General features: G+C 55.2%; 24 protein-coding genes and 1 tRNA gene. 15 read left to right on the plus strand and 10 right to left on the minus strand.

What is annotated here, in order from left to right; translation table 11 throughout:
* The first annotated feature begins 23 nt into the window (after window positions 1-23).
* Genes bioF through bioD form a run of 4 tightly spaced genes read left to right on the plus strand, consistent with a single transcriptional unit; the run spans window position 24 to window position 3508 of the window.
* Complete coding sequence (gene bioF / locus AB8516_RS16195; RefSeq protein ID WP_369162194.1) at window positions 24-1184, plus strand: 8-amino-7-oxononanoate synthase; 1161 nt, start codon at window positions 24-26, stop codon at window positions 1182-1184.
* The gene (gene bioH / locus AB8516_RS16200) at window positions 1181-1954 is read left to right on the plus strand and encodes a pimeloyl-ACP methyl ester esterase BioH (protein ID WP_369162196.1); all 774 of its coding nucleotides are present in this window, start codon (window positions 1181-1183) and stop codon (window positions 1952-1954) included. The genes bioF and bioH overlap by 4 nt, the downstream gene beginning before the upstream one ends.
* Window positions 1947-2825 carry a malonyl-ACP O-methyltransferase BioC gene (bioC, locus tag AB8516_RS16205; RefSeq protein ID WP_369162198.1) on the plus strand — a complete coding sequence of 293 codons (879 nt, stop codon included), beginning with the start codon at window positions 1947-1949 and terminating at the stop codon, window positions 2823-2825. Before bioH ends, bioC begins: the two co-directional genes overlap by 8 nt.
* Window positions 2822-3508 (plus strand): dethiobiotin synthase, encoded by a 687-nt coding sequence (gene bioD, locus AB8516_RS16210; RefSeq protein WP_369162200.1) that lies wholly within the window; start codon window positions 2822-2824, stop codon window positions 3506-3508. Before bioC ends, bioD begins: the two co-directional genes overlap by 4 nt.
* Here the strand turns inward: bioD and AB8516_RS16215 are convergent.
* The 9 genes from AB8516_RS16215 to ftsY form a co-directional block, all read right to left on the minus strand.
* Complete coding sequence (locus AB8516_RS16215; protein WP_369162202.1) at window positions 3390-6170, minus strand: choice-of-anchor U domain-containing protein; 2781 nt, start codon at window positions 6168-6170, stop codon at window positions 3390-3392. The genes bioD and AB8516_RS16215 overlap by 119 nt on opposite strands.
* A 91-nt stretch (window positions 6171-6261) precedes the next feature.
* The gene (locus AB8516_RS16220) at window positions 6262-6774 is read right to left on the minus strand and encodes an MOSC domain-containing protein (protein ID WP_369162204.1); all 513 of its coding nucleotides are present in this window, start codon (window positions 6772-6774) and stop codon (window positions 6262-6264) included.
* 88 nt (window positions 6775-6862) lie between these two features.
* Window positions 6863-7321: a hypothetical protein gene (locus AB8516_RS16225; RefSeq protein WP_369162206.1), complete on the minus strand. Its 459-nt coding sequence runs from the start codon at window positions 7319-7321 to the stop codon at window positions 6863-6865.
* Window positions 7314-7748: a nuclear transport factor 2 family protein gene (locus AB8516_RS16230; RefSeq protein WP_369162208.1), complete on the minus strand. Its 435-nt coding sequence runs from the start codon at window positions 7746-7748 to the stop codon at window positions 7314-7316. Before AB8516_RS16230 ends, AB8516_RS16225 begins: the two co-directional genes overlap by 8 nt.
* A gap of 21 nt (window positions 7749-7769) precedes the next feature.
* The gene (locus AB8516_RS16235) at window positions 7770-8423 is read right to left on the minus strand and encodes an HAD hydrolase-like protein (RefSeq protein ID WP_369162210.1); all 654 of its coding nucleotides are present in this window, start codon (window positions 8421-8423) and stop codon (window positions 7770-7772) included.
* A 417-nt stretch (window positions 8424-8840) separates the two neighbouring features.
* The gene (gene rpoH / locus AB8516_RS16240) at window positions 8841-9686 is read right to left on the minus strand and encodes an RNA polymerase sigma factor RpoH (RefSeq protein WP_369162212.1); all 846 of its coding nucleotides are present in this window, start codon (window positions 9684-9686) and stop codon (window positions 8841-8843) included.
* Window positions 9687-9958: 272 nt separating this feature from the next.
* Window positions 9959-10903, minus strand: a complete 945-nt coding sequence (ftsX, locus tag AB8516_RS16245) for a permease-like cell division protein FtsX (protein WP_369162214.1) — start codon at window positions 10901-10903, stop codon at window positions 9959-9961.
* Window positions 10893-11576, minus strand: a complete 684-nt coding sequence (gene ftsE, locus AB8516_RS16250) for a cell division ATP-binding protein FtsE (protein WP_369163313.1) — start codon at window positions 11574-11576, stop codon at window positions 10893-10895. The genes ftsX and ftsE overlap by 11 nt, the downstream gene beginning before the upstream one ends.
* A gap of 19 nt (window positions 11577-11595) precedes the next feature.
* The gene (gene ftsY / locus AB8516_RS16255; RefSeq protein WP_369162216.1) at window positions 11596-12585 is read right to left on the minus strand and encodes a signal recognition particle-docking protein FtsY; all 990 of its coding nucleotides are present in this window, start codon (window positions 12583-12585) and stop codon (window positions 11596-11598) included.
* Between the two features lie 157 nt (window positions 12586-12742).
* Here ftsY and AB8516_RS16260 point away from each other — a divergent pair, with 157 nt between their 5' ends.
* The 7 genes from AB8516_RS16260 to AB8516_RS16290 all read left to right on the plus strand — a co-directional run bounded on the left by AB8516_RS16260 (window position 12743) and on the right by AB8516_RS16290 (window position 19317).
* Window positions 12743-14107, plus strand: coding sequence for a M16 family metallopeptidase (locus AB8516_RS16260; protein ID WP_369162218.1), 1365 nt, complete (start codon window positions 12743-12745; stop codon window positions 14105-14107).
* Between the two features lie 16 nt (window positions 14108-14123).
* The gene (locus AB8516_RS16265) at window positions 14124-15455 is read left to right on the plus strand and encodes a M16 family metallopeptidase (protein WP_369162220.1); all 1332 of its coding nucleotides are present in this window, start codon (window positions 14124-14126) and stop codon (window positions 15453-15455) included.
* A gap of 24 nt (window positions 15456-15479) precedes the next feature.
* Window positions 15480-16052: a 16S rRNA (guanine(966)-N(2))-methyltransferase RsmD gene (rsmD, locus tag AB8516_RS16270; protein ID WP_369162222.1), complete on the plus strand. Its 573-nt coding sequence runs from the start codon at window positions 15480-15482 to the stop codon at window positions 16050-16052.
* Between the two features lie 62 nt (window positions 16053-16114).
* Entirely contained in the window at window positions 16115-16591 is a 477-nt protein-coding gene (coaD, locus tag AB8516_RS16275) for a pantetheine-phosphate adenylyltransferase (protein WP_108290070.1), read from the plus strand.
* 106 nt (window positions 16592-16697) lie between these two features.
* Complete coding sequence (locus AB8516_RS16280; protein ID WP_369162224.1) at window positions 16698-16952, plus strand: YfhL family 4Fe-4S dicluster ferredoxin; 255 nt, start codon at window positions 16698-16700, stop codon at window positions 16950-16952.
* A gap of 41 nt (window positions 16953-16993) precedes the next feature.
* A complete protein-coding gene (ggt, locus tag AB8516_RS16285; RefSeq protein ID WP_369163315.1) occupies window positions 16994-18667 on the plus strand; it encodes a gamma-glutamyltransferase in 1674 nt (557 codons plus the stop codon).
* 377 nt (window positions 18668-19044) lie between these two features.
* The gene (locus tag AB8516_RS16290) at window positions 19045-19317 is read left to right on the plus strand and encodes an Lpp/OprI family alanine-zipper lipoprotein (protein ID WP_108290067.1); all 273 of its coding nucleotides are present in this window, start codon (window positions 19045-19047) and stop codon (window positions 19315-19317) included.
* Between the two features lie 78 nt (window positions 19318-19395).
* Here the strand turns inward: AB8516_RS16290 and AB8516_RS16295 are convergent, their stop codons facing one another.
* Window positions 19396-20322 carry a L,D-transpeptidase family protein gene (locus AB8516_RS16295; RefSeq protein ID WP_369162227.1) on the minus strand — a complete coding sequence of 309 codons (927 nt, stop codon included), beginning with the start codon at window positions 20320-20322 and terminating at the stop codon, window positions 19396-19398.
* A gap of 337 nt (window positions 20323-20659) precedes the next feature.
* Here AB8516_RS16295 and AB8516_RS16300 point away from each other — a divergent pair, with 337 nt between their 5' ends.
* The 4 genes from AB8516_RS16300 (at window position 20660) to AB8516_RS16315 (ending at window position 23133) form a co-directional block, all read left to right on the plus strand.
* Window positions 20660-21415 (plus strand): ParA family protein, encoded by a 756-nt coding sequence (locus AB8516_RS16300; RefSeq protein ID WP_369162229.1) that lies wholly within the window; start codon window positions 20660-20662, stop codon window positions 21413-21415.
* Between the two features lie 57 nt (window positions 21416-21472).
* Window positions 21473-21778, plus strand: a complete 306-nt coding sequence (locus AB8516_RS16305) for an STAS domain-containing protein (protein WP_369162231.1) — start codon at window positions 21473-21475, stop codon at window positions 21776-21778.
* A 131-nt stretch (window positions 21779-21909) separates the two neighbouring features.
* The gene (gene ychF, locus AB8516_RS16310) at window positions 21910-23001 is read left to right on the plus strand and encodes a redox-regulated ATPase YchF (protein ID WP_369162233.1); all 1092 of its coding nucleotides are present in this window, start codon (window positions 21910-21912) and stop codon (window positions 22999-23001) included.
* Between the two features lie 55 nt (window positions 23002-23056).
* Window positions 23057-23133: transfer RNA gene (locus AB8516_RS16315), tRNA-Met, on the plus strand.
* Window positions 23134-23264 lie beyond the last annotated feature (131 nt).

A 23264-nucleotide genomic window follows, 5' to 3' on the forward strand; every position in this document is an offset into this window, starting at 1 on the left:
TTCCTATCCGAGGATTCAGGTTGATGAAAGGGCTGGCTGAAGCGTTGCAAAAACGCCGCCACGATGGGCTCTATCGCTCCCGCCGGGTGGTATCGACGGCACAACAACCCGAACTGGTGGTTGACGGTAAACGGGTGATCGCTTTTTGCAGCAACGATTATCTCGGTTTGGCCAATCACCCCGAAGTGGTAGAGGCGATGCAGCGTGCTGCCGGGGAATATGGTGTGGGGAGCGGTGCGGCGCATCTCATTACCGGTCACAGCAATTCCCACCATCGATTGGAAGAGGCGCTGGCGGAGTATACCGGCAGGTCCAGGGCGCTGCTTTTTTCAACCGGCTATATGGCCAATATTGGCGTGATCAGCGCTCTCCTGAAGCAGGGTGACAGGCTGTTCGAGGATCGTCTCAACCATGCCTCCCTGTTGGATGCGGGTCAACTCACCCGGGCCAGGATGCAACGCTACCGGCATGCCGATCCTGAGAGCCTGCGCAGCCAGTTGGAGGGCAGCGAAGAGGGACAGGCGCTGATCGCCACGGATGGTGTGTTCAGTATGGATGGCGACCTGGCTCCCCTGCCATCCCTGGTCGAGCTTGCGCGTCGTCATCAGGCCTGGTTGATGGTGGATGACGCCCATGGCCTGGGCGTGCTGGGTGGAGGAGGCGGCGGCGTTCTCAGTCACTTCGACCTGGGCAGTGATGACGTACCCATATTGATGGGGACCCTGGGTAAGGGATTCGGTACCTACGGCGCGTTCGTCGCCGGCAGCGAGGAGCTCATCGAGACACTAATTCAGCACGCCCGAAGCTATATCTATACCACCGCACCACCGGCCGCACTGGCGGAAGCAACCCTGGTCAGCCTGCGTCTTGTCCGGCAAGAGAACTGGCGGCGCGAGCGGTTGCGGGATCTGATTGCCCGGTTTCGTCAATCGGTGCGACAGATCGGCCTGCCCCTGCTGGATTCCACCACCCCGATACAGCCGATCCTGGCCGGATCATCCCAACAGGCCGTGGCCTGGAGCCGGCTGCTTGAAAAGCAGGGTGTACTGGTCACTGCAATCCGGCCGCCGACGGTACCGGATGGGAGCGCTCGGCTTCGCATCACCCTCAGCGCCAACCATACGGATCGGCAGTTGGATCGACTGCTGGATGCCCTGTCCACACTGCCACTGGTGGTGGAATGAGGCTGGCGGCAGAGAGCCTTGGTGCGGGACCGGACTTGGTGATGCTCCACGGCTGGGGCATGAACTCATCCGTCTGGGCTGATTTCGCCACCCGGCTGGCGGACGACTACCGCGTCACCCGAATCGACCTGCCGGGCCACGGCAACAGTCCATTCGATGGTCGGCAAGAGCTCGCCGCCTGGGCCCGTGCCTGTCTCGATGCGGCGCCTGATCGGGCTGTCTGGATCGGCTGGTCACTCGGTTCCATGCTCTGTTTGCAGTGCGCCCTGCTGGCGCCGTCACGTATCGATGGGGTTGTTGCGTTGGCCGGTATGCCGCGTTTCATCCAGGCCATGGATTGGCAATATGCCATGCCGCCGACGACCCTCGATCAATTCAGTAAGGCCTTGCTTAAAGATCACGTTCAGACCCTGGAGCGTTTTCTTGCCCTGCAGATGTTGCGCAGTGATCACGCGGTACAGATGTTGAAGCGACTCAAGTCCCTATTACGTGAACGGCCGGATCCGCTGCCGGAGGCATTGCGGTCTGGATTGGAATTATTGAAATCTGTCGATCTTCGAGAACAATTGACCAACCTCAGCTGCCCCACAGCATGGATCTACGGCAACCGGGATACCCTGGCGCCGGCAAAGGCATCCGAAGATCTGCGTCAGTGGCTGCCCGGAGCGTCCATGCACATCGTGGAGGGAGCAGCGCATACTCCATTCCTCTCTCACCCGGAAGAGACCCATCAGCTGATACTTCGTAGTCTGGAGTCGATGCATGGATAAAGGACAAACCGGCGCTATCGACAAACGGCAGGCGCGAGCAGCCTTCTCCCATGCCGCTTCCCACTATGATGAAGTGGCTGAGCTTCAGCGGGAGATCGGTAGGCGCATGTTGCAGAGACTGACATACATCCGTCACCAGCCCCAGGTCGTGCTGGATGTGGGTGCAGGGACAGGTGAAGCGACACTGGCATTGAAAAAGCACTACAAGAAGGCGCGCACCATCGCTCTCGATTTCGCCATGCCGATGCTGCATCAGGTGCGTAAACGGGGAGGTTGGCTGAGGAGGCCCGTCTGCATCTGCGGCGATGCGGAACAGCTGCCACTGGCCGATCAGTCAGTGGATATGATCTTTTCCAATGCGGTCCTGCAGTGGTGCAATGACCTGCAGGGTACCTTCAGCGAGTTTCTGCGGGTTTTGCGTCCTAACGGTATGCTGTTGTTCTCCACGTTCGGTCCTGACACCCTGCAGGAGCTGCGCAAGAGCTGGTCACACGTGGATGGCCACAGCCACGTCAGCCCCTTTCCTGATATGCATGATGTGGGTGATGCCATGGTACGGGCCGGTCTGGCGGAACCGGTGGTGGACGTGGATCGCATGCGGCTTACCTACGATGATGTGTCTTCGCTGATGCGCGATCTGAAGACATTGGGTGCGCATAATGTGACCCGTAACAGGCCGCGGGGATTGACCGGAAAAGGGCGATTGCGGGCGATGTACGAGGCCTACGAGTCTTTTCGCATGGACGGTAGGTTACCGGTCAGTTATGAAGTGGTTTACGGACATGCCTGGGCGCCCCAACAACGTCAGATCGATGGTGTGACTGTCATTCCCGTGGATCAAATCGGCATCGGAAAGAGGGGACAGGGATGAGCGGCGGTTTGTTTGTCACCGGTACCGATACCGGTTGCGGTAAGACAGAGATTACCCTTGGGATAATGCACAATCTGCAGCAGCAAGGGGAGTCGGTGCTGGGGATGAAGCCTATCGCATCGGGCGCGGACATGACCCGGGATGGATTACGCAATGAGGACGCGTTGCGGATACAAGCCCAATGCAGCCGGGAGATTCCCTATTCCTCCGTGAACCCCCTGGTCTATCAACCCCCTATTGCCCCGCATCTCGCCGCCTTGGCCAAAGGTCAGCCGATCAGGCTGGATGAGATTATACAAGGCTATAACCAGCTGCAGGAGATGGCCGACAGAGTGGTCGTGGAGGGAGTCGGCGGATGGCATGTGCCCTTAGGTGACAGCATCACCCTGGCCGATCTGGTCCGTACCCTTGATCTGCCGGTAATACTGGTGGTGGGTATCAGGCTTGGCTGTCTCAATCACGCCTTGATGACGGCTGAGTGTATGCTCAACAGCGGGGTCCCATTCAAAGGTTGGGTTGCGAATCTGGTCGATCCGCAGATGCAGGCCTTGGAAGAAAACATCATCACGTTGCAGTCCTGGCTGCCGGCGCCATGTCTGGGAGAGGTTCCCCGCCTCGAGTCGCCGACACCGGATCGTGTTGCGGAATACCTCGATGGGCCGTTGTTGGATGCAATCCAGTGACAGCCGGACAGCGCCTCATTTCATCTATCCCGTCAACGCTGTCACTTTCACGCAACTGTTTCATTGCCTCGATTAGTGCTGGTATGAAATTCAACCTGACTCGCAGACAATGAAACATGACCAGCAGTAACAACAGCCATAGTGAGAATATGCCGCCGCCACCGCTGCCGGATCCGCTATCATCGGACAGGGTTGTGGTGACACCGCCCGGATCCGCAATTCTTCCGTTGGCTAGGCCGTCGGCATCGTTGGGTCCGCCGTCTTCGATCGTCAGCTCGACACACCAGGCCCCCTCGCTCAGTCCGGCCAGATAGGCGCTATCACCGGGTGAGGGGCAGAGTCCGGCCTCACCGGGGGCCGACTTGATCAAATTGTGTTCATCCACCACAAACTCGCCCCAACCTGTCGGCGTCAGCTTGCGATAGACGGATCCCGACTCAATCACCTGCCGTTGCGGTATCACGACTTTTACGCTCGCGCCCACCTGGTTGATGCCGTCGATGCGAAAGTCGAACAGGCCGCCTGCATAGGGATAGCGTTCCGCGTCCGCTTCGCCACCCAGACCGTTGGCGACATAATCGAGAATATCGCTACGGCTGATCAGGGCCCCGTGATGCTGGGCAAAAAAGGCGATATCCCCCAGGGTAAGCAGTAATCCCGAATCGGCCTCCATCAGGTAACCGTTATCGCTCCCGGATGTCTGGGGCAGGACATTGCCCGGCAATCCGGCAGGATCAAGATAGTCGGGTATGCCGTCTGCATCGCTATCGCCGCTGCCTTCAGCGAAATCGGTTTCGCCGTCGCCATCGCTGTCGACGTTGGTCAGTTCGGATGTCGCGGCCACCACCCAGAGACTCAGCTCGGTGTCGCCGCTCGCAGTGGCGTCACTGACACTCAGTCTCACCCGGTAGAGATCGGGCTCGAGACCCGCGGGCTCGAATGTCAGGCTGCCAATCTCACTGTCGAGATCAGTCAGGCGCGCGTCGCTTTCACTCCAGTCATAGCTGTGCCTGTCACCACTGTTCAAATCCTCAACGGTGGCAGTCAGGGTAACGGCGCCGCCGGTTTGACTCACGATGCGTGAAGGCACCCCCCCCTGGTGGGCGGTCAATGTCACATTGGGAATAAAATTATCGCTGCTCAACAGGATTCGGCAGCTGTTCTTTTCACCCATCACCGCATTGGTCGGTGGGGCCATCGTCAATTGCAGGCTGGCATAGTCCGATAGTTGCTCGAACAGGCCATCGGGCAGAGCAAGCATGGACTCCAGTTGAGGTTGTGCAATCTGATATGTTGCCGTCTGCAACACCTGTTCGCTGCCATCCGACAGCAATGTTCCGGACAAGGTGTAGGGGACTGAAACCGGGTAACGGGCCGCTTCCCCGTTCAAAACCAATGGGCAGCCAAGGCTGCCGTCAAGAGGGCCGTCGCGGTCCCCGCCAAAGTTGATGATCGGATCGATCCTGACGATTTGAATCCCTTCACCGGTGATCCCGTCGCTATCATCCGCCGTCCAGGTCAACAGATGGGTGCCGGGTGGAAGATCGAGCTGTCCCTCAGTGGGAGGCGGGATGACAATCCCGTTACTGACCAGATGTCTCAAGTCCGTGTCGAGTACGCCTTCATCATCGTCCCTGGCGGTTGCCATGCCTGGCTCCACGCGCGTCAGGGCGCCGGTGGCTGGTAATGTCAGGTCGATGGGAGGCGTCACAACCGGACGGGTAGTGGGTACCAGGCGGCCGGTAATGTTTGCCTCCGCACGTTCGCGGGTGCCGTGAAGATCGGTATAAGTCACTACGGCCGTTAGATAAAAGTAGCGATCGTTAATGGTCGGCACAAAGGTGCTGTTATTCGATCCGATATCCTGATCCAGTGTGGAGTAGGTCCGATAACGGCGTTTCCAGTGATAGTTGAGATCGGTGATTCCGTCCGGGTCGTGGAGGCCACTGGTATCGATCGTCAATGTCGATCCTTCTGACACCGAACCGCGTATGTATACTGAGCCCACCGGCTGATCATTGGTATTGGCGATTCCGCCGGGTGCGCCGACAGGCAGGGATATGACGCTTTCAGTGACCCCCAGGCCATCCTCGAAACTGATGGCGCAATGTATGTCATGACCGACATCGTCGTCCGTCAGCAGATAGCTCTCATATATCGCCCCGGAGATAGGCTGGCCATTGCGGTACCATTGATAGCGGGTCTCCCCCATGCCGTTGCTATCGCTGACTGTATGACTGGCTGCGACCACTTGATCCTCAGCTGCCTCACCGCTGATGATGACACGGCCTGAGGCAGGCTCATTTTCACTGACCTTGTCGATCACGATATTTTGAGAATCATGTAGCAGGAAGGGTCCTCCATTTTCGGATGTGTAGTAATTAATCGTATAACTGCCCGAAGCAAAGGGTCCGACTTCTACGCTGTTGTCGTAACATGGCGCCACAAAACCACTCTGATAGACACTGGCATAGATACTAATCTCGTCTCCCTCTGCGACCGCGCCAAAAAATTTGTCAATCCCATACGAGGGGCATCTCGAGCTAAGGGTAAATGGTTCAAAGTTGTTGGGTGTCTCGGAGGGAAGGTCCAATATGTCTGATTGGACCTGGGTGTGATGGCAGAACATCATCGCCAGTATGAACCAGTGTGCTCTACGCATGATACGCCCTGTCTCTCCTTTTCCCCGGGGGGATGAGCAGTCTAACGGGGAACAGGCTGGTGGTGCAATAATCCGGGCTGTAACGCCCAATCTATTTCGCTTCTGTTGGCTTAGCACGGGAGTATGAGACCCTGTCATGGACGCGAATCAAACCGGCTTTACAGATCCTCGCAGTGATGCCCCCATGACCTCGCATGGCGTTATATCCTCCCGCACCAAGCTGCCTTTCCATTTTGCTGCAGGGATGACAAAGACCGCTGAATTCCAGCATCGCCTCTCCGATCCGAAAGACTTTGTCTTTTAACGCCAGCAGGTTAATGCCGGAAACCGCGATATTCCGCCGCAGCAGGGAGGGGGAGACAGATTCCACGCCAAGACAGGCGGCAATCACTTGCAGGTGTTCATATTGAATCAAAGTCACCTGCCTGGGGTTCCCGGCACTGCCATTGAAGCGATCCCCATCCAACCCCTTGCCAACCGTCAGCAGGACAGAATCCAGGGTTATCATGGTCTCGCCCCGAGAGGGTCTGATACCGATCCACTCGACGCGTCCAACCTGGGGAAGCGTTTGCAGCAGATTATAAAGGGGCTTTGATTCTGTCAAATACCGACTCCTGTTGTAGAGGCGCTCATCAACTGAATTTATGTAGGTTCAATTGCGCCGATGTCGTGTGGAGTTCCCTGACAGCCAATCAGGATGCGGCATTTAACACGACACCTGTAGCGGCGGAAAAAACCAGCATATGCATGAATGCGGCTGGGCCCGGTGCGGCATGAATCAACAATCCGGGATTCTGCTTGATGTTTTCCCATGATAATCCGGGAAGGCAACTTGCACTGCAACGGTTTAGATAAGCAAAGATAGGTTTTGTTCTCTTGTTAAGTGTCGTACTTATTATTGCCGCTAACTGAATTTCAAATAGCATCAGGAACAGTTCAAGTCCTATGGCATCAATAAAAAGTGCAAGCTCAATCATTTCAGGATTGAAAATGATAAATACCACCACAAATGTGGTTGCGTATTTCCATGCTTTGCTTTTCATTTTCAAATCAGATCCCTGAATTTCCGGCATGCCGATATATGGGGTGGCTGGCGATACCAGGCATTCCGACAGCCCCGAGAGGCTGTGCTTGAATATAGGGTTAGTCACCAAGCCTGCTGGCGTAATTGTCCATCCATGCCAGGTACCTTTCCATTGTCGCAGGTGTGATTTCCTCTTCCATGGATTGTATCAATTCACCTTCAAATATGTATCTTGCTTCACCTTCCACAACAAGATCGGGTGTCCCGGAAAGTTTGTATGTGCAGCGCCAGTTCCGAGAGAGTTTATCGCCAACCACTGTTGGTTCTGTTATGGCCTGCAATCTGCGTGAATCAAATTTACGATCGTTGTTCGAAATATCGTTTTTCAGAAATTCAATTATTGAACGTCGGCCTTTGATTTTTGGATCAGGTCCACCAACGTTCCAGTACGTAGCATTCTCGGCGAAATGTTTTTCAAGTCGATCCCAATGGTCATCGACAACACAGGCCTCGAAATCTGCAGCGAACGAGTTGAAACGGTCAATGAGGTTCATGTTGCTGGAGCTAATGCCATGTTACAAGCCAATGTATTTCATTGCCTGTTTTGCACTATTGAAATCCATGATATTTTGATCATGCCTCGTCCTGTTTCCCACCAGCACGAAGTTATAGCCCAACTCCTCACAGGCCTTTTTGTCCCATTCCCCGTCCCCAAAATATGTACAGGGGACTTTAATTTTACCAATGGCTTTTTCTTTGGCGATTTTCATTATTTCGGTTCGTGAAAAATGATTGTTTGAGGATGCAATTGGGATACCAGAAATATCAATTGCTGCTGATTCCAATTTCATTAGAGCAGTTTCATACCAGCCGCCGGTAGCAACCGACAAGCTTAAATTTTCCAGTCGGCGCAGCTTGGCAATAAATTTTGCAGCGCCAGGTACCTGCTGCGCCGGATTTTTTTTGAGGTGGCTGGCTATTTTATTGGTGAAGAGCTCTTTTACTTCAGTGCGTATGCTGTTTCCCCCTGCATCAAGTCCATTTTCGATAATATACTGTTCAAGAATACCGGCGTCGCTTATGTGAGAGTACTTGGTCCAGTCAGTATCTAGATGATGACCTAAAACTTCATACACTGCCTCGAGATAGCATATTTCATCAAGCTCGTATGATCTTACGAGCGTTCCGTCAACATCAAACATAATATGGTGCAAGAGGGCACTCTCCATGCTTATTCGCTTGGGTTAGTTATCATGGATCACTATTTGCCTTCAGGACTCAGAATTTCGCCGCCTTCTGATATTGCATCTTAAAGAAACCCAATGCATCTATCCAATGCCTTGCCAAGGTACTGGCGTTTTCTTCAAATTTCCCCCTGTCGGATGGGTTCTCTTTTCTTAGTAAACCGGTGGTTGAAGTTGTTACCTGTCTATAGAAAACGCGTTATCACTATCTTTATAGACGATTATGACCTCGATTTACTGGAATTACCTATCATCATACCGGTAAAGCCATACTGTATAGATTCATGCCCATGTCATGAGGCGGGGTGCCCTGGACGAAGTGGGTCCTTTGGAAGGGGTAATGTATTGGAGCGTCGTTGCCCTGTCGGGTAACGACGAATTCTGCGCAACCTGGTTGCCAGTCTAGGCAAGGTGCGCCTTGAGCTTGGTCATGGCATTTTTCTCGATCTGACGAATGCGTTCCGCCGAGACTTGAAAACGCTCCGCCAGTTCATGCAGGGTCGATTTCTTATCGCCCAGCCAGCGTGCTTGCAGTATCTCCCGGCTGCGTTCATCGAGATCCTGCATGGCGTTGATCAGACGCTGTTTCATCTGCGACTCGCTGTCCGAGGACTCGAGCAGGGATGCGGGTTCCATGCGCATGTCGCTCAGGTAACCGGCCGGGGTCGCTGTCAACTGGTCATCATCGTCTTGCATGGGGCCGTCGAAGGCGATGTCCTGGCCTGAGAGGCGCGATTCCATCTCCATCACGGTTTCGGGTTTGACGCCCAGGTCCTGGGCCACGTCATTGACCTCTTCCTTGGAGAACCAGCCCAGACGCTTCTTGGAACTGCGCAGATTGAAGAACAGCTTGCGTTGGGCCTTGGTGGTGGCCACTTTGACGATGCGCCAGTTTTTCAGGATGTACTCGTGGATCTCCGCCTTGATCCAGTGGACGGCGAAGGAGACCAGGCGTACTCCCATATCGGGATCGAAGCGTTTGACCGCCTTCATCAGGCCGACGGTGCCTTCCTGGATCAGGTCGGGCAGGGCAAGGCCATAGCCGCTGTAGTTGCGGGCAATGCGAACGACGAAGCGGATATGCGAGGTGATCAGTGTCTGTGCAGCCTGGAGATCCTTGTGATCACGCAGCCTGATCGCCAGGGATTTCTCCTCCTCGGCGCTCAGCATGGGCAGTTGGAAAGCGGCGCTGATATAGGCATCCATACTGCCTGATGGCAGTGCTGTCAGTGCGTTTTCATTGCTCATCGAGTATCCCCTCAAATAACGGCTGGTTGAATATTAGCACTCTCTACAGAGGAGTGCCAATCGATAAATATGACCAAGAGTCAAAGTAAAAGTTCCCACTGGCCTATGGAGGTAAATTACCTTAAATACAATAAGTTAAATTGCATGGCCCGGCTTCGTTCCAATTGGAGCGTGATTCTCGTTCCCATGCTCCCGCGTGGGAATGCATAGGCAGGTGGAGTAGTGAAACGAGGTATGAGTTCCCAAGCAGGAGCGCGGTATCGAGTCGGAGATCAACCGGGTTCAATGGCGCTGAGATGCCTGCCTACCGCCAACCAGGCGCCGCTCAGTCCCAGCAGACTGCTGCCGAGCAGGAGCGAGGCGATGGTCGCGATGTCGAACGACGCAAGATTGAAGCTGCTTTCGTATAGATTGGCCAGATTGGCGATCGGTCCGCTCAGCAGGGTGATGGCGATGGCGATCAGCAGCCAGGCGATAATGCCCCCGAATAGACCGTACCAGAAGCCGGTATAGAGAAAGGGTCTGCGAATGAAGGCATTGGTGGCGCCGATGAGCTTGGTGATCTCTATTTCGGCATGACGATTCTGGATCTCGAGGCGAATGGTGTTGCCGACAATCAGCAGCACCGCCATGCCGAGCAATGCGGCAAGTACCACAACCGCCCTTTGGGCGATGACCGTGATCGCCTGCAGTCTTCGCACCCACTGCAGATCGAGTTGCACAATGTCGGCATCGGGCAGGAGCTTCAGCTCACGTACCAGAAGTTGCGCCGTCTCAGCCGTAGTGAATTCCGCCTTCGGTAGGACGATCAGCACTGCCGGCAGGGGGTTGCTGTCGAGGGCTTCCAAGGCATCGGCATAACCGCTGAGTTGCTGGAACTCATCCAGCGCTGCCTCCCGGGTGATCAGTTCCACGGTCTCGATTCGCTGATGCAGGCGCAGTTTATCCGCCAGGGATGCCGCCTGTTTATCGGAAACGCTCTGTTTCAGGAAAAGCGATATGCTGGCACCGCTGTCCCAGGCACCGCTGACATGCTGCAGGTTTCCAAGCAGCACGTGCAGGCCAACCGGCATCGCGAGGGCTATGCCGATCACGGCACAGGTCATCAATGATGCAAGATGGTTATTCACTAATCTGCCGAGGCTGGCGAGGGCCACTTGCGCATGCCGCTGGAGCCAGATCTTTGGCGTATTCAATAGCAGCTTTTTAAGAGACATTGCCGCTCTCCATCCGGGTGTCGCCAACCAGCTGCCCCTTGCTCAGTGTGAGTACACGCTTCTGCATGCGATTGATCAGGTCGATGTCGTGGGAAGCGATGAGCAGGGTTACGCCAACCTGGTTAAACTGCTTGAACAGCGCCATGATCTCCTCGGAGAGTTCCGGATCTAGGTTGCCGGTGGGTTCGTCCGCAAGCACCAGGGGAGGCTTACTGACCACTGCGCGGGCAATACCTACCCGCTGCTGTTCTCCTCCGGAGAGGGTAACCGGCGCATTGCGTTCCTTGTACAGCAGTCCTACCTTGTCGAGGGCGGCCCGGACCCGGCGTCCAATCTCTTTATGGCCGACACCGGCCACCACCAGCGGCAGCGCCACATTGTCGAACACCGTCCGGTCATGCAGCAGTCTGTGATCCTGGAAGATCATTCCCACATCGCGGCGGTGATAGGGGATCTGGCGACGCTTTAAACGGGTCAGGTTACGATCGTTGACATGCAGCTGTCCGTTGCTGGGCCGCTCCAACAGGCCGATCAGTTTCAGCAGGGTACTCTTGCCGGCACCGGAATGGCCGGTGAGAAACACCATCTCTTCAGCCTCAATACGCAGACTGACGTTGCTCAGGCCGGTATGGCCCCCGGGATAGCGTTTGCTGACATTGTCGAAGTGAATCAAGGTGCTGGTGGTTTCGTGTTTAGTTTTCAAACAGGGCGTCTACAAATTCGTCTGGGTCGAATTCACGTAAATCGTCTATGGCTTCGCCGACGCCGATGAAACGGATCGGTACCTTGACCTTGTCGGCGATGGCAAAAACCACACCGCCCTTTGCCGTGCCGTCCAGCTTGGTGATCACCAGTCCGGTCAAGCCAACGGTCTGGTTGAACTGCATGGCTTGATTGACGGCATTCTGTCCCGTACCTGCGTCCACCACCAATAGTACTTCATGGGGGGCCTCCGGATCGATTTTCTTCATCACCCGGCTGATCTTCGCCAACTCCTCCATGAGGTTGGATTTGGTATGTAGACGTCCCGCAGTGTCGGCGATCAGGACATCGATATTGCGCGAGGTGGCTGCTTGCAATGAATCGAATACCACTGAAGCCGCATCGGCACCCGTATGCTGGGCGATCACGGGGATCTGATTGCGCTCGCCCCAGGTTTGCAGCTGTTCCACTGCGGCGGCGCGGAATGTATCACCGGCGGCGAGCATGACGGATTCGCCATCCAACTGAAACTTACGTGCCAGCTTTCCAATGGTAGTGGTCTTGCCAGCACCATTGATGCCTACCATCATCATCACCAGAGGCTTGTCACCGCTGCGTTGGCTAACTGGATTTTCGCATGCCTGAAGAATCTCTCTGAGATGCTGTTTCAACAGCTGCATCAGCATTTGCGGATCGCTGAGCTCCTTGCGATCGACCCGTTCCGTCAGATCGTTAATGATACGGCTGGTTGCCTCGACACCCACATCGGCAGTGAGGAGTAAGGTCTCGAGTTCCTCCAGCAGCTCATCATCGATGGTCTTCCGTCCAAGGAGCAGATTGGCCAGTCCATCGGTGAGGTTATGGCGGGTACGTGAGAGGCGCTCCTGCAGTCTCGAAAAGAGACTGCGTTTCTCCTCTTCCGGCGGGGGGGCAGTACTACCCTGCAGTTCCTGCTTCTTGCGTTTGCCAAATCCGAACATACGGCGATTTACAACTCCGGTGTTGGAACTCTGTGAGGATCACAGGTTCATAGTTGTTGTTTGGACAATCCCGATGGCCTCTGAAAGAATGCCCGTGATCATCGAGGACGCTATTCTACAGTGCCATGGGTCCATATATAAAGAGAGGATGTATTTAATGCGAAGATTAATCACAGGCCTGGTGTTGTCGGCGCTCTGCGTGAGTTACGCGCAGGCGGGTGTTGTGGAACAACAACTCGATAACGGCATGAAGGTGATTGTAAAGCAGGATCGTCGTGCCCCGATCGCGGTCTCCCAGGTCTGGTACAAGGTGGGATCGAGTTACGAATTCGGTGGTATCACCGGTGTTTCCCATGTTCTTGAGCATATGATGTTCAAGGGCACCAAAAACCATCCGCCCGGCGAATTTTCCCGCATCATCGCAGCCAACGGCGGGGATGAAAACGCCTTCACAGGGAGAGACTATACGGCCTATTTTCAGACCATGGCCAGCGACCGGCTGGAGGTCTCGTTCGAACTCGAGGCGGATCGTATGCGCAACCTGCTGTTGCTTCCCGAAGAGTTTGCAAAGGAGGTCGAGGTGGTTAAAGAGGAGCGACGGATGCGCACCGAAGACAAGCCCCAGTCCCTGACCTATGAACGCTTTCTGGCCGGTGCCTATGAGAGTTCCCCCTATCGCAATCCCGTGATTGGCTGGATGGCGGATCTGGATTCCATGCAGGTGGAGGATCTGCAGGTCTGGTACCGCAAGTGGTATGCGCCGAACAACGCCACCCTGGTAGTGGTGGGTGATGTGGAACCCGACAAGGTAATCGCGCTGGCGCAACGCCATTTCGGTCCCCTCAAGCCGGAACAGGTGGCGCGACCCAAACCGCGTATGGAGCCGGCTCAGCGCGGCACTATACGGATCACGGTAAAGGTGCCCGCAAAGCAACCCTATATGGTGCTGGGTTATAAAACACCTGTGGTGGGCAAGGCCGATGAGGCCTGGGAGCCCTATGCCCTGGAGATGCTCGCCTATGTGCTGGACGGCGGCAGCAGTGCCCGTCTCAGCAACAACCTGATTCGCGGCAGCAAGCTGGCGGTTGCGGCAGATGCCAGTTACAGCGCCTTTTCCCGACTCCCGGGGATGCTGGTGATGGATGCGGTACCGGCTCCGGATACAACTGTCGATGTGGTTGAAAAGGCCCTGCTGAAGGAGGTTGAACGGTTCAAAACGGAGCTGGTCAGCGAGGATGAGATGGGACGGGTACGCAATCAGATTATCGCCGCCAAGGTGTATGAGAAGGATTCGGTTTTCTATCAAGCAATGCTGTTGGGGCGGTTGGAGACAGTGGGGCTCGATTGGCGTCTGGCGGATGATTATGTGGATCATTTAAAGGCCGTAACCGCGGAGCAGATCAGGCAGGTCGCGCAGAAGTATCTGGTTGAGGACAACCTCAGCGTTGCGGTATTGGAGCCACTGCCACTGGATGATTCGATGGCCAAACCCGTAGGTAAGGGGATTGCACATGCTCACTAATGCTTGGATCAGGTACATGGTTTTCTGCAGTGGTCTGCTGCTGGCTGGCTGGGCAGCAGCCGCGCCGCAAATTGAAACCTGGCAGACGGCAAACGGGGCAAAGGTGCTGTTCGTCGAAGCGCCCGAGATCGAGATGGTGGATGTGCGCATCGTCTTCGATGCAGGCAGCGCCAGAGATGGCGGCAAACAGGGCGTCACCTCATTCACCAACAGCCTGTTGAGCGAAGGCGCCGGCGATTGGAGCGCCTACCAGATCGCCGAACGTATCGAGGGTGTGGGGGCGCAGCTCGAAACCGGGTCGTTAAGGGATATGGCATGGGTTTCGGTGCGCACGTTGACTGAATCCAAGGCGCTCTCCACAACCCTTGAGACATTGGCCGCGGTGGTCGCCGAGCCCCGATTTGCCGATGAAGATATCGAGCGGCAACGCCAGTCCATCCTGGCGGGTCTGGTCCAGGACGAGCAGTCCCCCGGCAGTCTGGGTAAAAAACGGCTCTATCAGCTGGTCTTCGGGGATCATCCCTATGCCGGTGATCCCGGGGGGAGCATCGAGTCGGTAAAGGCCATAACCCGCAAGGATATTGTGGCTACTCACAAGCGGCTCTATGTGGCAAAGAATGCCCTGGTGGCGATTGTCGGAGCGGTCAGCAGGCAACAGGCCAAGTCGATTGCAGATCGGGTGACAGGCGGACTCGAGCCGGGGCAAGTGGTGCCGAAACTGCCCCCCGTTAGACCACTGCAGGACGCTGTCGATGAGCAGATTCCGTTTCCCTCGACCCAGTCCCATCTCTACATCGGACAGCCAGGCATGCGCCGTGGCGACCCGGACTATTTCACCCTCTATGTGGGTAATCACATCCTGGGTGGCAGCGGCTTGGTCTCTCTCCTCAGCCATGAGGTTCGGGAGAAGCGTGGTTTGAGCTACAGTGTCTACAGCTTTTTCCTGCCGATGCGCCAGATCGGGCTGTTCCAGATGGGGCTGCAGACCAAGAACGATCAGGCCGGCGAGGCACTGCAGGTCGTCAGGGAAACCCTTGAGCGTTTTATCAAAGAGGGGCCGACCGAAGAGGAACTGGAAGCGGCGAAGCAGAATATCACCGGTGGATTTCCGCTGCGCATCGCTTCCAACGGTAAGATCGTAGAGTACCTGGCAGTCATCGGCTTTTACGATCTGCCTCTCGACTATCTGGACAACTTCACCGATAAGGTGACTGCCGTGACCCGCAAACAGATTCAGGATGCATTCCAGCGTCGGATCGATCCCGACCGGCTGGTCAGGGTGCAGGTAGGACGCATCACACCTTTGGCTCAAGTCTCCAAACAATCAGACGCTGATAGCAGCAAGTGACACGATAAGTACAAGGTATATAAAGTGAAGTCACCTCAAACGGCTTTTCAGGTGAGAATCATTGGTGGCATGCATCGTGGTCGGCGGCTGCAATTTGCCGACATGCCGGGCTTGCGACCGACGGGAGATCGCATACGCGAGACCCTGTTCAACTGGTTGCAGCCCTATATTGAGGGCGCCCGCTGCCTCGATCTGTTCGCCGGCAGCGGTGCGTTGGGTCTGGAGGCCGCCTCCCGTGGCGCATCCGAGGTGGTGATGCTCGATACCGCCATGGCGGTGGTCAGACAGTTGGCTGAGAACAAGCGTCTACTGGGTCTCGACCAGGTCTCGGTTGTCAGGGCGGATGCATTGCAATGGTTGGAGCAGGATGCGACACCCTTCGATATCGTTTTCCTGGATCCGCCTTTCGTCGGTAACCTGCTGGAACCCTTGTGCCAGCGGCTGAGTATGGGATGGCTGGCGGATGGAGCCCATATCTACTTGGAAGATACCGCTTCCCGCGACATGCCGACCCTGCCCGAAGGTTGGGAGTTGAGGAAACGGAAATCAGCCGGTCAGGTGCACTATGGTCTGGCTTATGCCCCGCTCCCGGGCTGATAATTATCATTCATAGGTTTGGTTTCTGGTAATATCATGCCTTTTACCCAGACCGAGAGCTTATGATAACTGCCGTTTATCCTGGAACATTCGACCCCATCACCAACGGTCACAGTGACCTGGTGAGGCGGGCATCCGATCTTTTTGATCATGTCATTCTGGCCATCGCTAAGAATAGCGGTAAAAATCCGGCGTTTGATCTGGATCAGCGAAAGAACCTGGTCGAAAGGGTATTGAATGGCGTACACAATGTTGAGATACGCGTATTTGACAATCTGTTGGTTGATTTCGTGCAGGAGTGCAATGCAAACGTGATTCTGCGAGGATTGCGCGCGGTCTCCGATTTCGAATACGAGTTCCAGTTGGCGGGTATGAATCGTCGCCTGGCGCCTGAAATCGAGACGCTGTTTCTTACCCCGGCTGAGCAATTTGCATTCATTTCATCCGGTTTGGTGAGAGAGATCGCCTCATTGGGCGGGGATGTCACAGAGTTTGTCCATCCGGATGTGCAGGCGGCCCTGAGTAAACGCTTCAGTTGAAACGAATTCCCCGGGTGATACAGGATTGAATGGACCAACTGTTGATGTCGCCTCACGGCTAGTGAATAGAATTCTAATCATGTGATTTTGTTAGGAGAGTAAAAATATGGCGTTAATAATCACTGACGAGTGCATCAACTGTGATGTCTGTGAGCCTGAATGCCCAAATGGTGCCATCACTCAGGGTGATGAGATCTACGAGATCGAGCCGGATCTCTGTACCGAATGTGTCGGACACTACGATACCTCACAGTGTGTCGAGGTGTGTCCGGTGGACTGTATTCCCAAGGATCCCGATCATGAGGAGAGCTATGAGCAGTTGTACGCCAAATACCTCAAGATCACCGGCGAATCCGAATAGTCACACTGTCAATGCGGTCAAACGTTCTCAAAAAGGCTCCCATGTGGAGCCTTATTTTTCTCTTCTTCATCTGTTTTCAGCTGGCGGCGGCTGAAAGACCCGGGTCTGCCGCCATCGCGACGGCCCACCCGCTGGCCACCACAGTGGGCCATCATCTGTTGCGGGCTGGGGGGAATGCCTTCGACGCGGCGGTGGGCGTGAGTGCGGTATTGGCGGTGGTCGAACCCTACAGTTCGGGTATCGGTGGTGGTGGCTTTTGGTTATTGCATCGAGCCAGTGACGGTTTCGAGACCATGCTGGACGGTCGCGAACGGGCTCCCCTGTCAGCTGATCGCGATCTCTATCTGGATCAAGCGGGAAAGGTTATCCCGAATCTTTCGATCGATGGAGCGCTGGCGGCTGGTATCCCCGGTGAACCTGCTGCCCTGGCCCATTTGGCTCGGTACTATGGCCGCCTGTCGCTTGCCGACTCGCTGGGGCCGGCGATCAGATTGGCCAGGGAGGGATTCAAGGTCGACAGCCACTACCGCAGAATGGCAGGCTGGCGTCTGGATGTTTTGCGTGCCCATCCCGCTTCGGCCGAGCAATTTCTGCAGCAGGGTGAGGTGCCTGTGGAAGGTGCCCTGATCAAGCAGCCGGATTTGGCGGAGACCCTGGAAAGGATCGCCCTGCATGGGGCGGATGGTTTCTACAAGGGCGAGACTGCCCAACGCCTGGTGGATGGCGTGAGGGCGGCAGGCGGTATCTGGAGCCTCGAGGATCTGGCCAGCTACCGGGTGGTCGAACGGCAACCCATTGTCGGTCGCTATCGGGGATTGAAGATCACCAGCGCGGCGCCTCCCTCATCGGGGGGCATAGCCCTGATGACCATGTTGAATATCCTGCAGGGTTTCGATCTGCATGCCCAGGATGAACCGCTGCGCACCCACCTGCTGGTGGAGGCGATGCGACGCGCCTATCGGGATCGCGCCGACTACCTGGGTGATCCTGATTATGTCGACATCCCCGTGGATGCCCTGACGCATCCCTGGTATGCAGCCGGTATGGCACGCGATATTCAGCTTCACCGTGCCAGTTCGAGTGTGGGTAACATCCCACCTGCACCGGAGGGGCAGGACACCACCCACTTCTCCATACTTGATACGGAGGGAAACCGGGTGGCGGCCACCCTCAGCATCAACTATCCCTTCGGCTCAGGTTTCGTGGTGCCGGGTACCGGGGTGCTGTTGAATGATGAAATGGATGACTTCTCCGCCAGTCCCGGCGTGCCCAATGTGTATGGTTTGGTCGGAGGTGAGGCGAATGCCATTGCAGGTGGGAAACGTATGTTGTCGAGTATGACACCGACCTTCGTCGAGGATGATCGGCGGGTGGCGATTCTGGGAACCCCTGGTGGCAGCAGGATCATTACCATGGTGTTGCTGGGTATTCTGGAGATGGCTGACGGAAAGGGGCCGAACAGCTGGGTGGAAAGGCCACGTTTTCATCACCAATATCTGCCCGACATGATTCAATTCGAACCGGATGCATTCGGCGATTCTCTCAAGCATCAACTCACGGCAATGGGTCACAATCTAAAGCCTCTCGATCGCCAATACGGAAACATGCACGCGATATTGTGGGACAAGAGTGAGGGTAAGGTTGAAGCGGCATCCGATCCCCGAGGTCTGGGATTGGCCCGGGTAGTGAAGACGAGTTCTCAGAATAGAGAGTGAACAGGCCGCGAAGTTGTGGGAAAAATTTGAAAAAAGTTCTTAAATTTGGAAACTTGCCATTGAATTTGTTTGAGTTTTAGCTCAAGCTTTCGTGCCAGATGCTGCTACTCCTTCACCTGGTTCTTGTGGATGCAGCAAGATAGGGAGCCAGCAGCGACCACTGTCATGCCGGTATAGGTTGAAATCTTTGCCTTCGGTTTGACATGTAGAGGACTGTTTGTTGGGGGTCCTTGGGGAGGAGTATCCCAAATTGGCCGTGCATGCAGTTTATTCCAGGGCCTATTTGGGAAGCTCTACATCAGCGCGACCAGGTAGAAGGGGTGTGTAGCTTTTGCACACAATGTAATAAGTAATCCGTAGAGAGATCGAGAGTAATTATGAAAACCACCATGATGAAAACCGCCGCAATGATTCTTACTGTTGGCTTGTTCGCAGGTTGTGCGACAAACAACGGTCTGCAAGAGGACGTCGCCAACGCACAGGCTGCTGCCGATGCTGCCATGAAAGCAGCCAAAGAGGCGCAACTGGATGCAGCCACCGCTCAAGGTACTGCTGATGCGGCTCTGAAGGCAGCCAACTCCGCCAAAGACGCCGCTGAAGCTTGTAGCGAGCGTTGTGGCCGTATGTCTGAGAAAGCAATGGCCAAATAAGACCGGCGCCGATCGACGATAGAACCCGCGATGGGTGGGTTTTAAGGCCCCGGCAAGCAGAACGCCTGCCGGGGTTTTTTAATTGCCGTCCGCGACGGCATTCTCCCGCCACAGGTAAAGTGGCATGGGTATACCGGTCTTCTGTTCAATGAAACTGTGCAGCTGATCCCAGTCCGGCCGACGCTTATCCTCGCCCAACTTCCCGATCACCGCATTCACCAACTCGGTGTAGTTGTTGCCTCGTTGTTCGACATACTCGGACAATGGTGGATGTACCTGGACATAGAGCTCACCCTTCTGCCAGCCGGCTTTAAAGGGTTTGTCGATAATTCTGACCGGGGCGCCAATATCCACTTCCTCAAAAAAGTGTTCGACATTTTCAGGGTAGAGGCGGATACAACCGTGACTGACCCGCATCCCAACACCATAAGGCTTGTTTGTGCCATGTAACAGATAGCCGTTCATGCCCAGGTAGATGGCACGATTTCCCAATGGGTTATCGGGACCGGGTGGTACAACGGGCGGTAGTGGATCACCTTCCTCTTCATGCTCTTGAAGGATCGATTCCGGCACAGTCCAACTCGGATTCTTCTTCTTGCCGATGATGGTGGTCTCGCCGGTAGGGGTGCTCCAACCTTCTCGACCTATGCCGATCGGGTAGGTGATTACCACGGGGCGGTCTTGCGGAAAATAGTAGAGGCGCAGTTCCGCCAGGTTGATGACCAGTCCCTTACGAGGTCCCGGGGGCAGGACATACTGCTGGGGTATGACGATTTCCGAGCCTTCTCCAGGCAGCCACGGGTCCACATCGGGATTGGCCGCGACCATCTGCCGATAGCCGATGTCATAGGTGCGTGCGATATCGGAGAATGTCTCTTCATAGCGCGTGGTCAGCATAAAGATCTGTCCCACCACATCATCTCCCTCGGAAGGCAGATCAAAAGTGACGGCCCGGGCGATTCCCAGGGTGCACATACTCAACAGCAATGTTAATAACAATTTCAAAGGCATATCTACATTCGCGCTAACAGTTACTAGTTTACCTGAGGATTGACTGTTTTAGGTTAGAAATATGGGGCAGATACTGCTTCACAGGGATATGGATTGCGTAAATCGCTATGCAGTTCCTGTAATCGCTGCGCCGGGTCGGATTCTAAAGAATTGGGTTCCCGGGTCGATAGCTTGGTTGATATTGGTATTTTTCTTTTAAGATCAAGAACCTCTGAAATTTTGGCGCCTCGTCGGCTGATTCGTGGATCAATCTGGAGTGTCGACACAAGGCGGTTAGGTCTCTTACACGGTGATGGAGGCAGAATTCCCCTCAGCGGCGGACAGGACGGGCATGCGACGAATTGCGTTAATCAATCAAAAAGGTGGTGTGGGAAAGACCACGATTACCACAAATTTGGGGCATGCGCTGGCGCTTGCCGGTCACAGGGTCACTGTGATCGATCTGGATCCGCAGGGACAGCTGGCGTCCAGCTATGGTATCTTTCGCGCGCCTGCGAAGGGGATCGATCAAGTGATGTTGAAGTCGCAGGATCCGGCTTCGGTGAAACAGGGGATCAGGGATATGCTGACATTGATTCCCGCCGGCAATCGTTTACAAGAGATCGAGTATCTGCATGACGGGGGCGCATCTAGGGCCCGGCTATTGCAGCAGGCACTGGACGGTGTATTGGATGATCAGGCATTTGTCCTCTTCGATTGTCCACCTTCGTCGGGATTGTTGGTGGCGAACGCCATCTTTGCCGCCGATGAAGCGCTGATTCCGGTAAGCGGTGATCACATGTCATTGAACGGATTGGCCAAGATGCTGATCACCATAAAGAAGTTCGAACCCTACCTGGATAAACCGTTGCGCAAATGGATTGCATTAAATCGCTACTTTCCCCGCAGACGGCTCTCCAGGGAGGTTTCTGAGAAGCTGAGGAAGCACTTTCCCGATCAGCTGGTCAACACCCCGATACGGGAAGCGGCAGTGATTGCAGAATGCCCGGGCATCGGGCGCACTATCTTCGAATACAAGCCAGGCAGTCAATCGGCGAAGGAGTTTCAGACGCTGGCAACGGAGTTGCTTGAGGGCGATCCCGGGTAAAGCTTGGCCGATACATGACGATATTTAAAGCATGCATACAAGTGGCAAGGAGATACAATGTCCATATCCAGCGAGCTTTCCTCCGATGAAAAAAGCGTCACCATAGTGGTATCCGGGCGGTTTGATTTTTCCACCCATCAGGCGTTCATGCAGGCCTATAAGGCCTTTCCCAAAGGTGAGAAAAATTATGTGGTCGATCTGACCAATGCCGAGTATCTGGACAGTTCCGCGATGGGCATGCTACTGCAACTTCGTGAGCACAGTGCCAAAGATACCGACGGTGTGATTCTTAAAAACGGTAACGAGGCAGTGCAGGATGTGCTGCGAATAGCCAATTTCGGAAAATTATTCGTCATTCAGTAGTTATTGGTCTCGGCGCAGCGCTGTTTTTCTGGCAGCGGTTCATAAAGCGGGCGCCGGTAATAATATCAGAGGACTGCACATCGGCCCTCCTTTCCGGTATGCTTGCCCCTTTTTTTCAGGGGTCGTTCCAGATGGGATTCAAATGCGGTATCGTGGGTCTGCCGAATGTCGGTAAGTCAACCCTGTTCAATGCCTTGACCAAGGCTACAATCGCGGCGGAAAACTACCCCTTTTGCACCATCGATCCCAATGTCGGTGTGGTGCCCCTGCCGGATGCCCGCCTGGATGTGATCGCATCGATCGTCAACCCGCAAGCCGTCATCCCCACCAGTATGCAGTTCGTGGATATCGCGGGTCTGGTCGCCGGCGCGTCAAAAGGGGAAGGATTGGGGAATAAATTTCTCGCCAACATCCGCGAGACAGACGCCATCGCACAAGTGGTACGCTGTTTTGAGGATAGTGACGTGGTGCATGTGGCCGGTCGTGTCGATCCGGTCAGCGATGTGGAGGTTATCAATACCGAACTGGGCCTGGCTGATCTGGAGTCGGTTGAGAAAGCGCTTGAGAAAAGCGTCAGACAGGCCAAGACCGGTGACAAGAAGATATTGGCGCGTAAGGCCTTGCTGGAGAGGGTACGCGACCATTTGAACGAGGCGAAACCGGTTCGCAGCATGGAACTGGACGACGATGAAAGGGAGGAGCTCCGCGATCTGTTTCTGCTCACGATCAAACCGGTACTCTATATCGCCAACGTGGCGGAAGACGGTTTTACAGGCAATCCTCATCTGGATGCCTTATTCGCCTTGGCGGCTGGTGAAGGCGCGGAGGTGGTACCGGTTTGCGCCGCCATTGAAGCAGAAATAGTCGAGCTGGACGAAGACGAGCGAGGTGAGTTCCTGGCTGACCTGGGGCTGGAAGAACCGGGTTTGAACCGGGTGGTCAGGGCAGGTTACAAACTGTTGGGCCTGGAAACTTATTTCACCGCCGGCGAGAAAGAGGTGAGGGCCTGGACCATACCCGTAAGTGCCACGGCACCGCAGGCGGCCGGTGTCATCCATACCGATTTCGAGCGAGGCTTTATCCGTGCCGAGGTTGTGGCCTACGAGGATTTTGTCGCCTGTAAAGGGGAGCAAGGTGCGAGAGAAGCCGGTAAACTACGTTCCGAGGGCAAGGAATATGTGGTCGAGGATGGCGATGTCATCCACTTCCGATTTAACGTCTGATATTGACAGGGGGGGTATGGCAACAGTATATTCCACGCCCTCCACAACAGCTTCTGGCAAGGTAGCTCAGCTGGTTAGAGCACAGCACTCATAATGCTGGGGTCGGCAGTTCGAATCTGCCCCTTGCTACCATACAAACAATAAGTTACATAATGCCCGGCAGTGCCGGGTATGCTGTGTAAGCACTATGTAATCACAATTCCTCTGAATCCATACCCATCTTTCAATTGAAAACAGGTTGATCCAATATATCGGTCGGTCAT

The sequence above is a fragment of the Candidatus Thiodiazotropha sp. LNASS1 genome, from assembly GCF_964212655.1.
Taxonomy (GTDB): Bacteria; Pseudomonadota; Gammaproteobacteria; order Chromatiales; family Chromatiaceae; genus Thiodiazotropha.

Excerpts from the sequence above, each read along its gene's own strand:
- bioF (WP_369162194.1), top strand. The coding sequence starts at position 24 with ATGAAAGGGCTGGCTGAAGCGTTGCAAAAACGCCGCCACGATGGGCTC.
- bioH (WP_369162196.1), top strand. The coding sequence starts at position 1,181 with ATGAGGCTGGCGGCAGAGAGCCTTGGTGCGGGACCGGACTTGGTGATG.
- bioC (WP_369162198.1), top strand. The coding sequence starts at position 1,947 with ATGGATAAAGGACAAACCGGCGCTATCGACAAACGGCAGGCGCGAGCA.
- bioD (WP_369162200.1), top strand. The coding sequence starts at position 2,822 with ATGAGCGGCGGTTTGTTTGTCACCGGTACCGATACCGGTTGCGGTAAG.
- AB8516_RS16215 (WP_369162202.1), bottom strand. The coding sequence starts at position 6,170 with ATGCGTAGAGCACACTGGTTCATACTGGCGATGATGTTCTGCCATCAC.
- AB8516_RS16230 (WP_369162208.1), bottom strand. The coding sequence starts at position 7,748 with ATGAACCTCATTGACCGTTTCAACTCGTTCGCTGCAGATTTCGAGGCC.
- AB8516_RS16235 (WP_369162210.1), bottom strand. The coding sequence starts at position 8,423 with ATGGAGAGTGCCCTCTTGCACCATATTATGTTTGATGTTGACGGAACG.
- rpoH (WP_369162212.1), bottom strand. The coding sequence starts at position 9,686 with ATGAGCAATGAAAACGCACTGACAGCACTGCCATCAGGCAGTATGGAT.
- ftsX (WP_369162214.1), bottom strand. The coding sequence starts at position 10,903 with ATGTCTCTTAAAAAGCTGCTATTGAATACGCCAAAGATCTGGCTCCAG.
- ftsY (WP_369162216.1), bottom strand. The coding sequence starts at position 12,585 with ATGTTCGGATTTGGCAAACGCAAGAAGCAGGAACTGCAGGGTAGTACT.
- AB8516_RS16260 (WP_369162218.1), top strand. The coding sequence starts at position 12,743 with ATGCGAAGATTAATCACAGGCCTGGTGTTGTCGGCGCTCTGCGTGAGT.
- AB8516_RS16265 (WP_369162220.1), top strand. The coding sequence starts at position 14,124 with ATGGTTTTCTGCAGTGGTCTGCTGCTGGCTGGCTGGGCAGCAGCCGCG.
- coaD (WP_108290070.1), top strand. The coding sequence starts at position 16,115 with ATGATAACTGCCGTTTATCCTGGAACATTCGACCCCATCACCAACGGT.
- AB8516_RS16280 (WP_369162224.1), top strand. The coding sequence starts at position 16,698 with ATGGCGTTAATAATCACTGACGAGTGCATCAACTGTGATGTCTGTGAG.
- ggt (WP_369163315.1), top strand. The coding sequence starts at position 16,994 with ATGTGGAGCCTTATTTTTCTCTTCTTCATCTGTTTTCAGCTGGCGGCG.
- AB8516_RS16290 (WP_108290067.1), top strand. The coding sequence starts at position 19,045 with ATGAAAACCACCATGATGAAAACCGCCGCAATGATTCTTACTGTTGGC.
- AB8516_RS16300 (WP_369162229.1), top strand. The coding sequence starts at position 20,660 with ATGCGACGAATTGCGTTAATCAATCAAAAAGGTGGTGTGGGAAAGACC.
- AB8516_RS16305 (WP_369162231.1), top strand. The coding sequence starts at position 21,473 with ATGTCCATATCCAGCGAGCTTTCCTCCGATGAAAAAAGCGTCACCATA.
- ychF (WP_369162233.1), top strand. The coding sequence starts at position 21,910 with ATGGGATTCAAATGCGGTATCGTGGGTCTGCCGAATGTCGGTAAGTCA.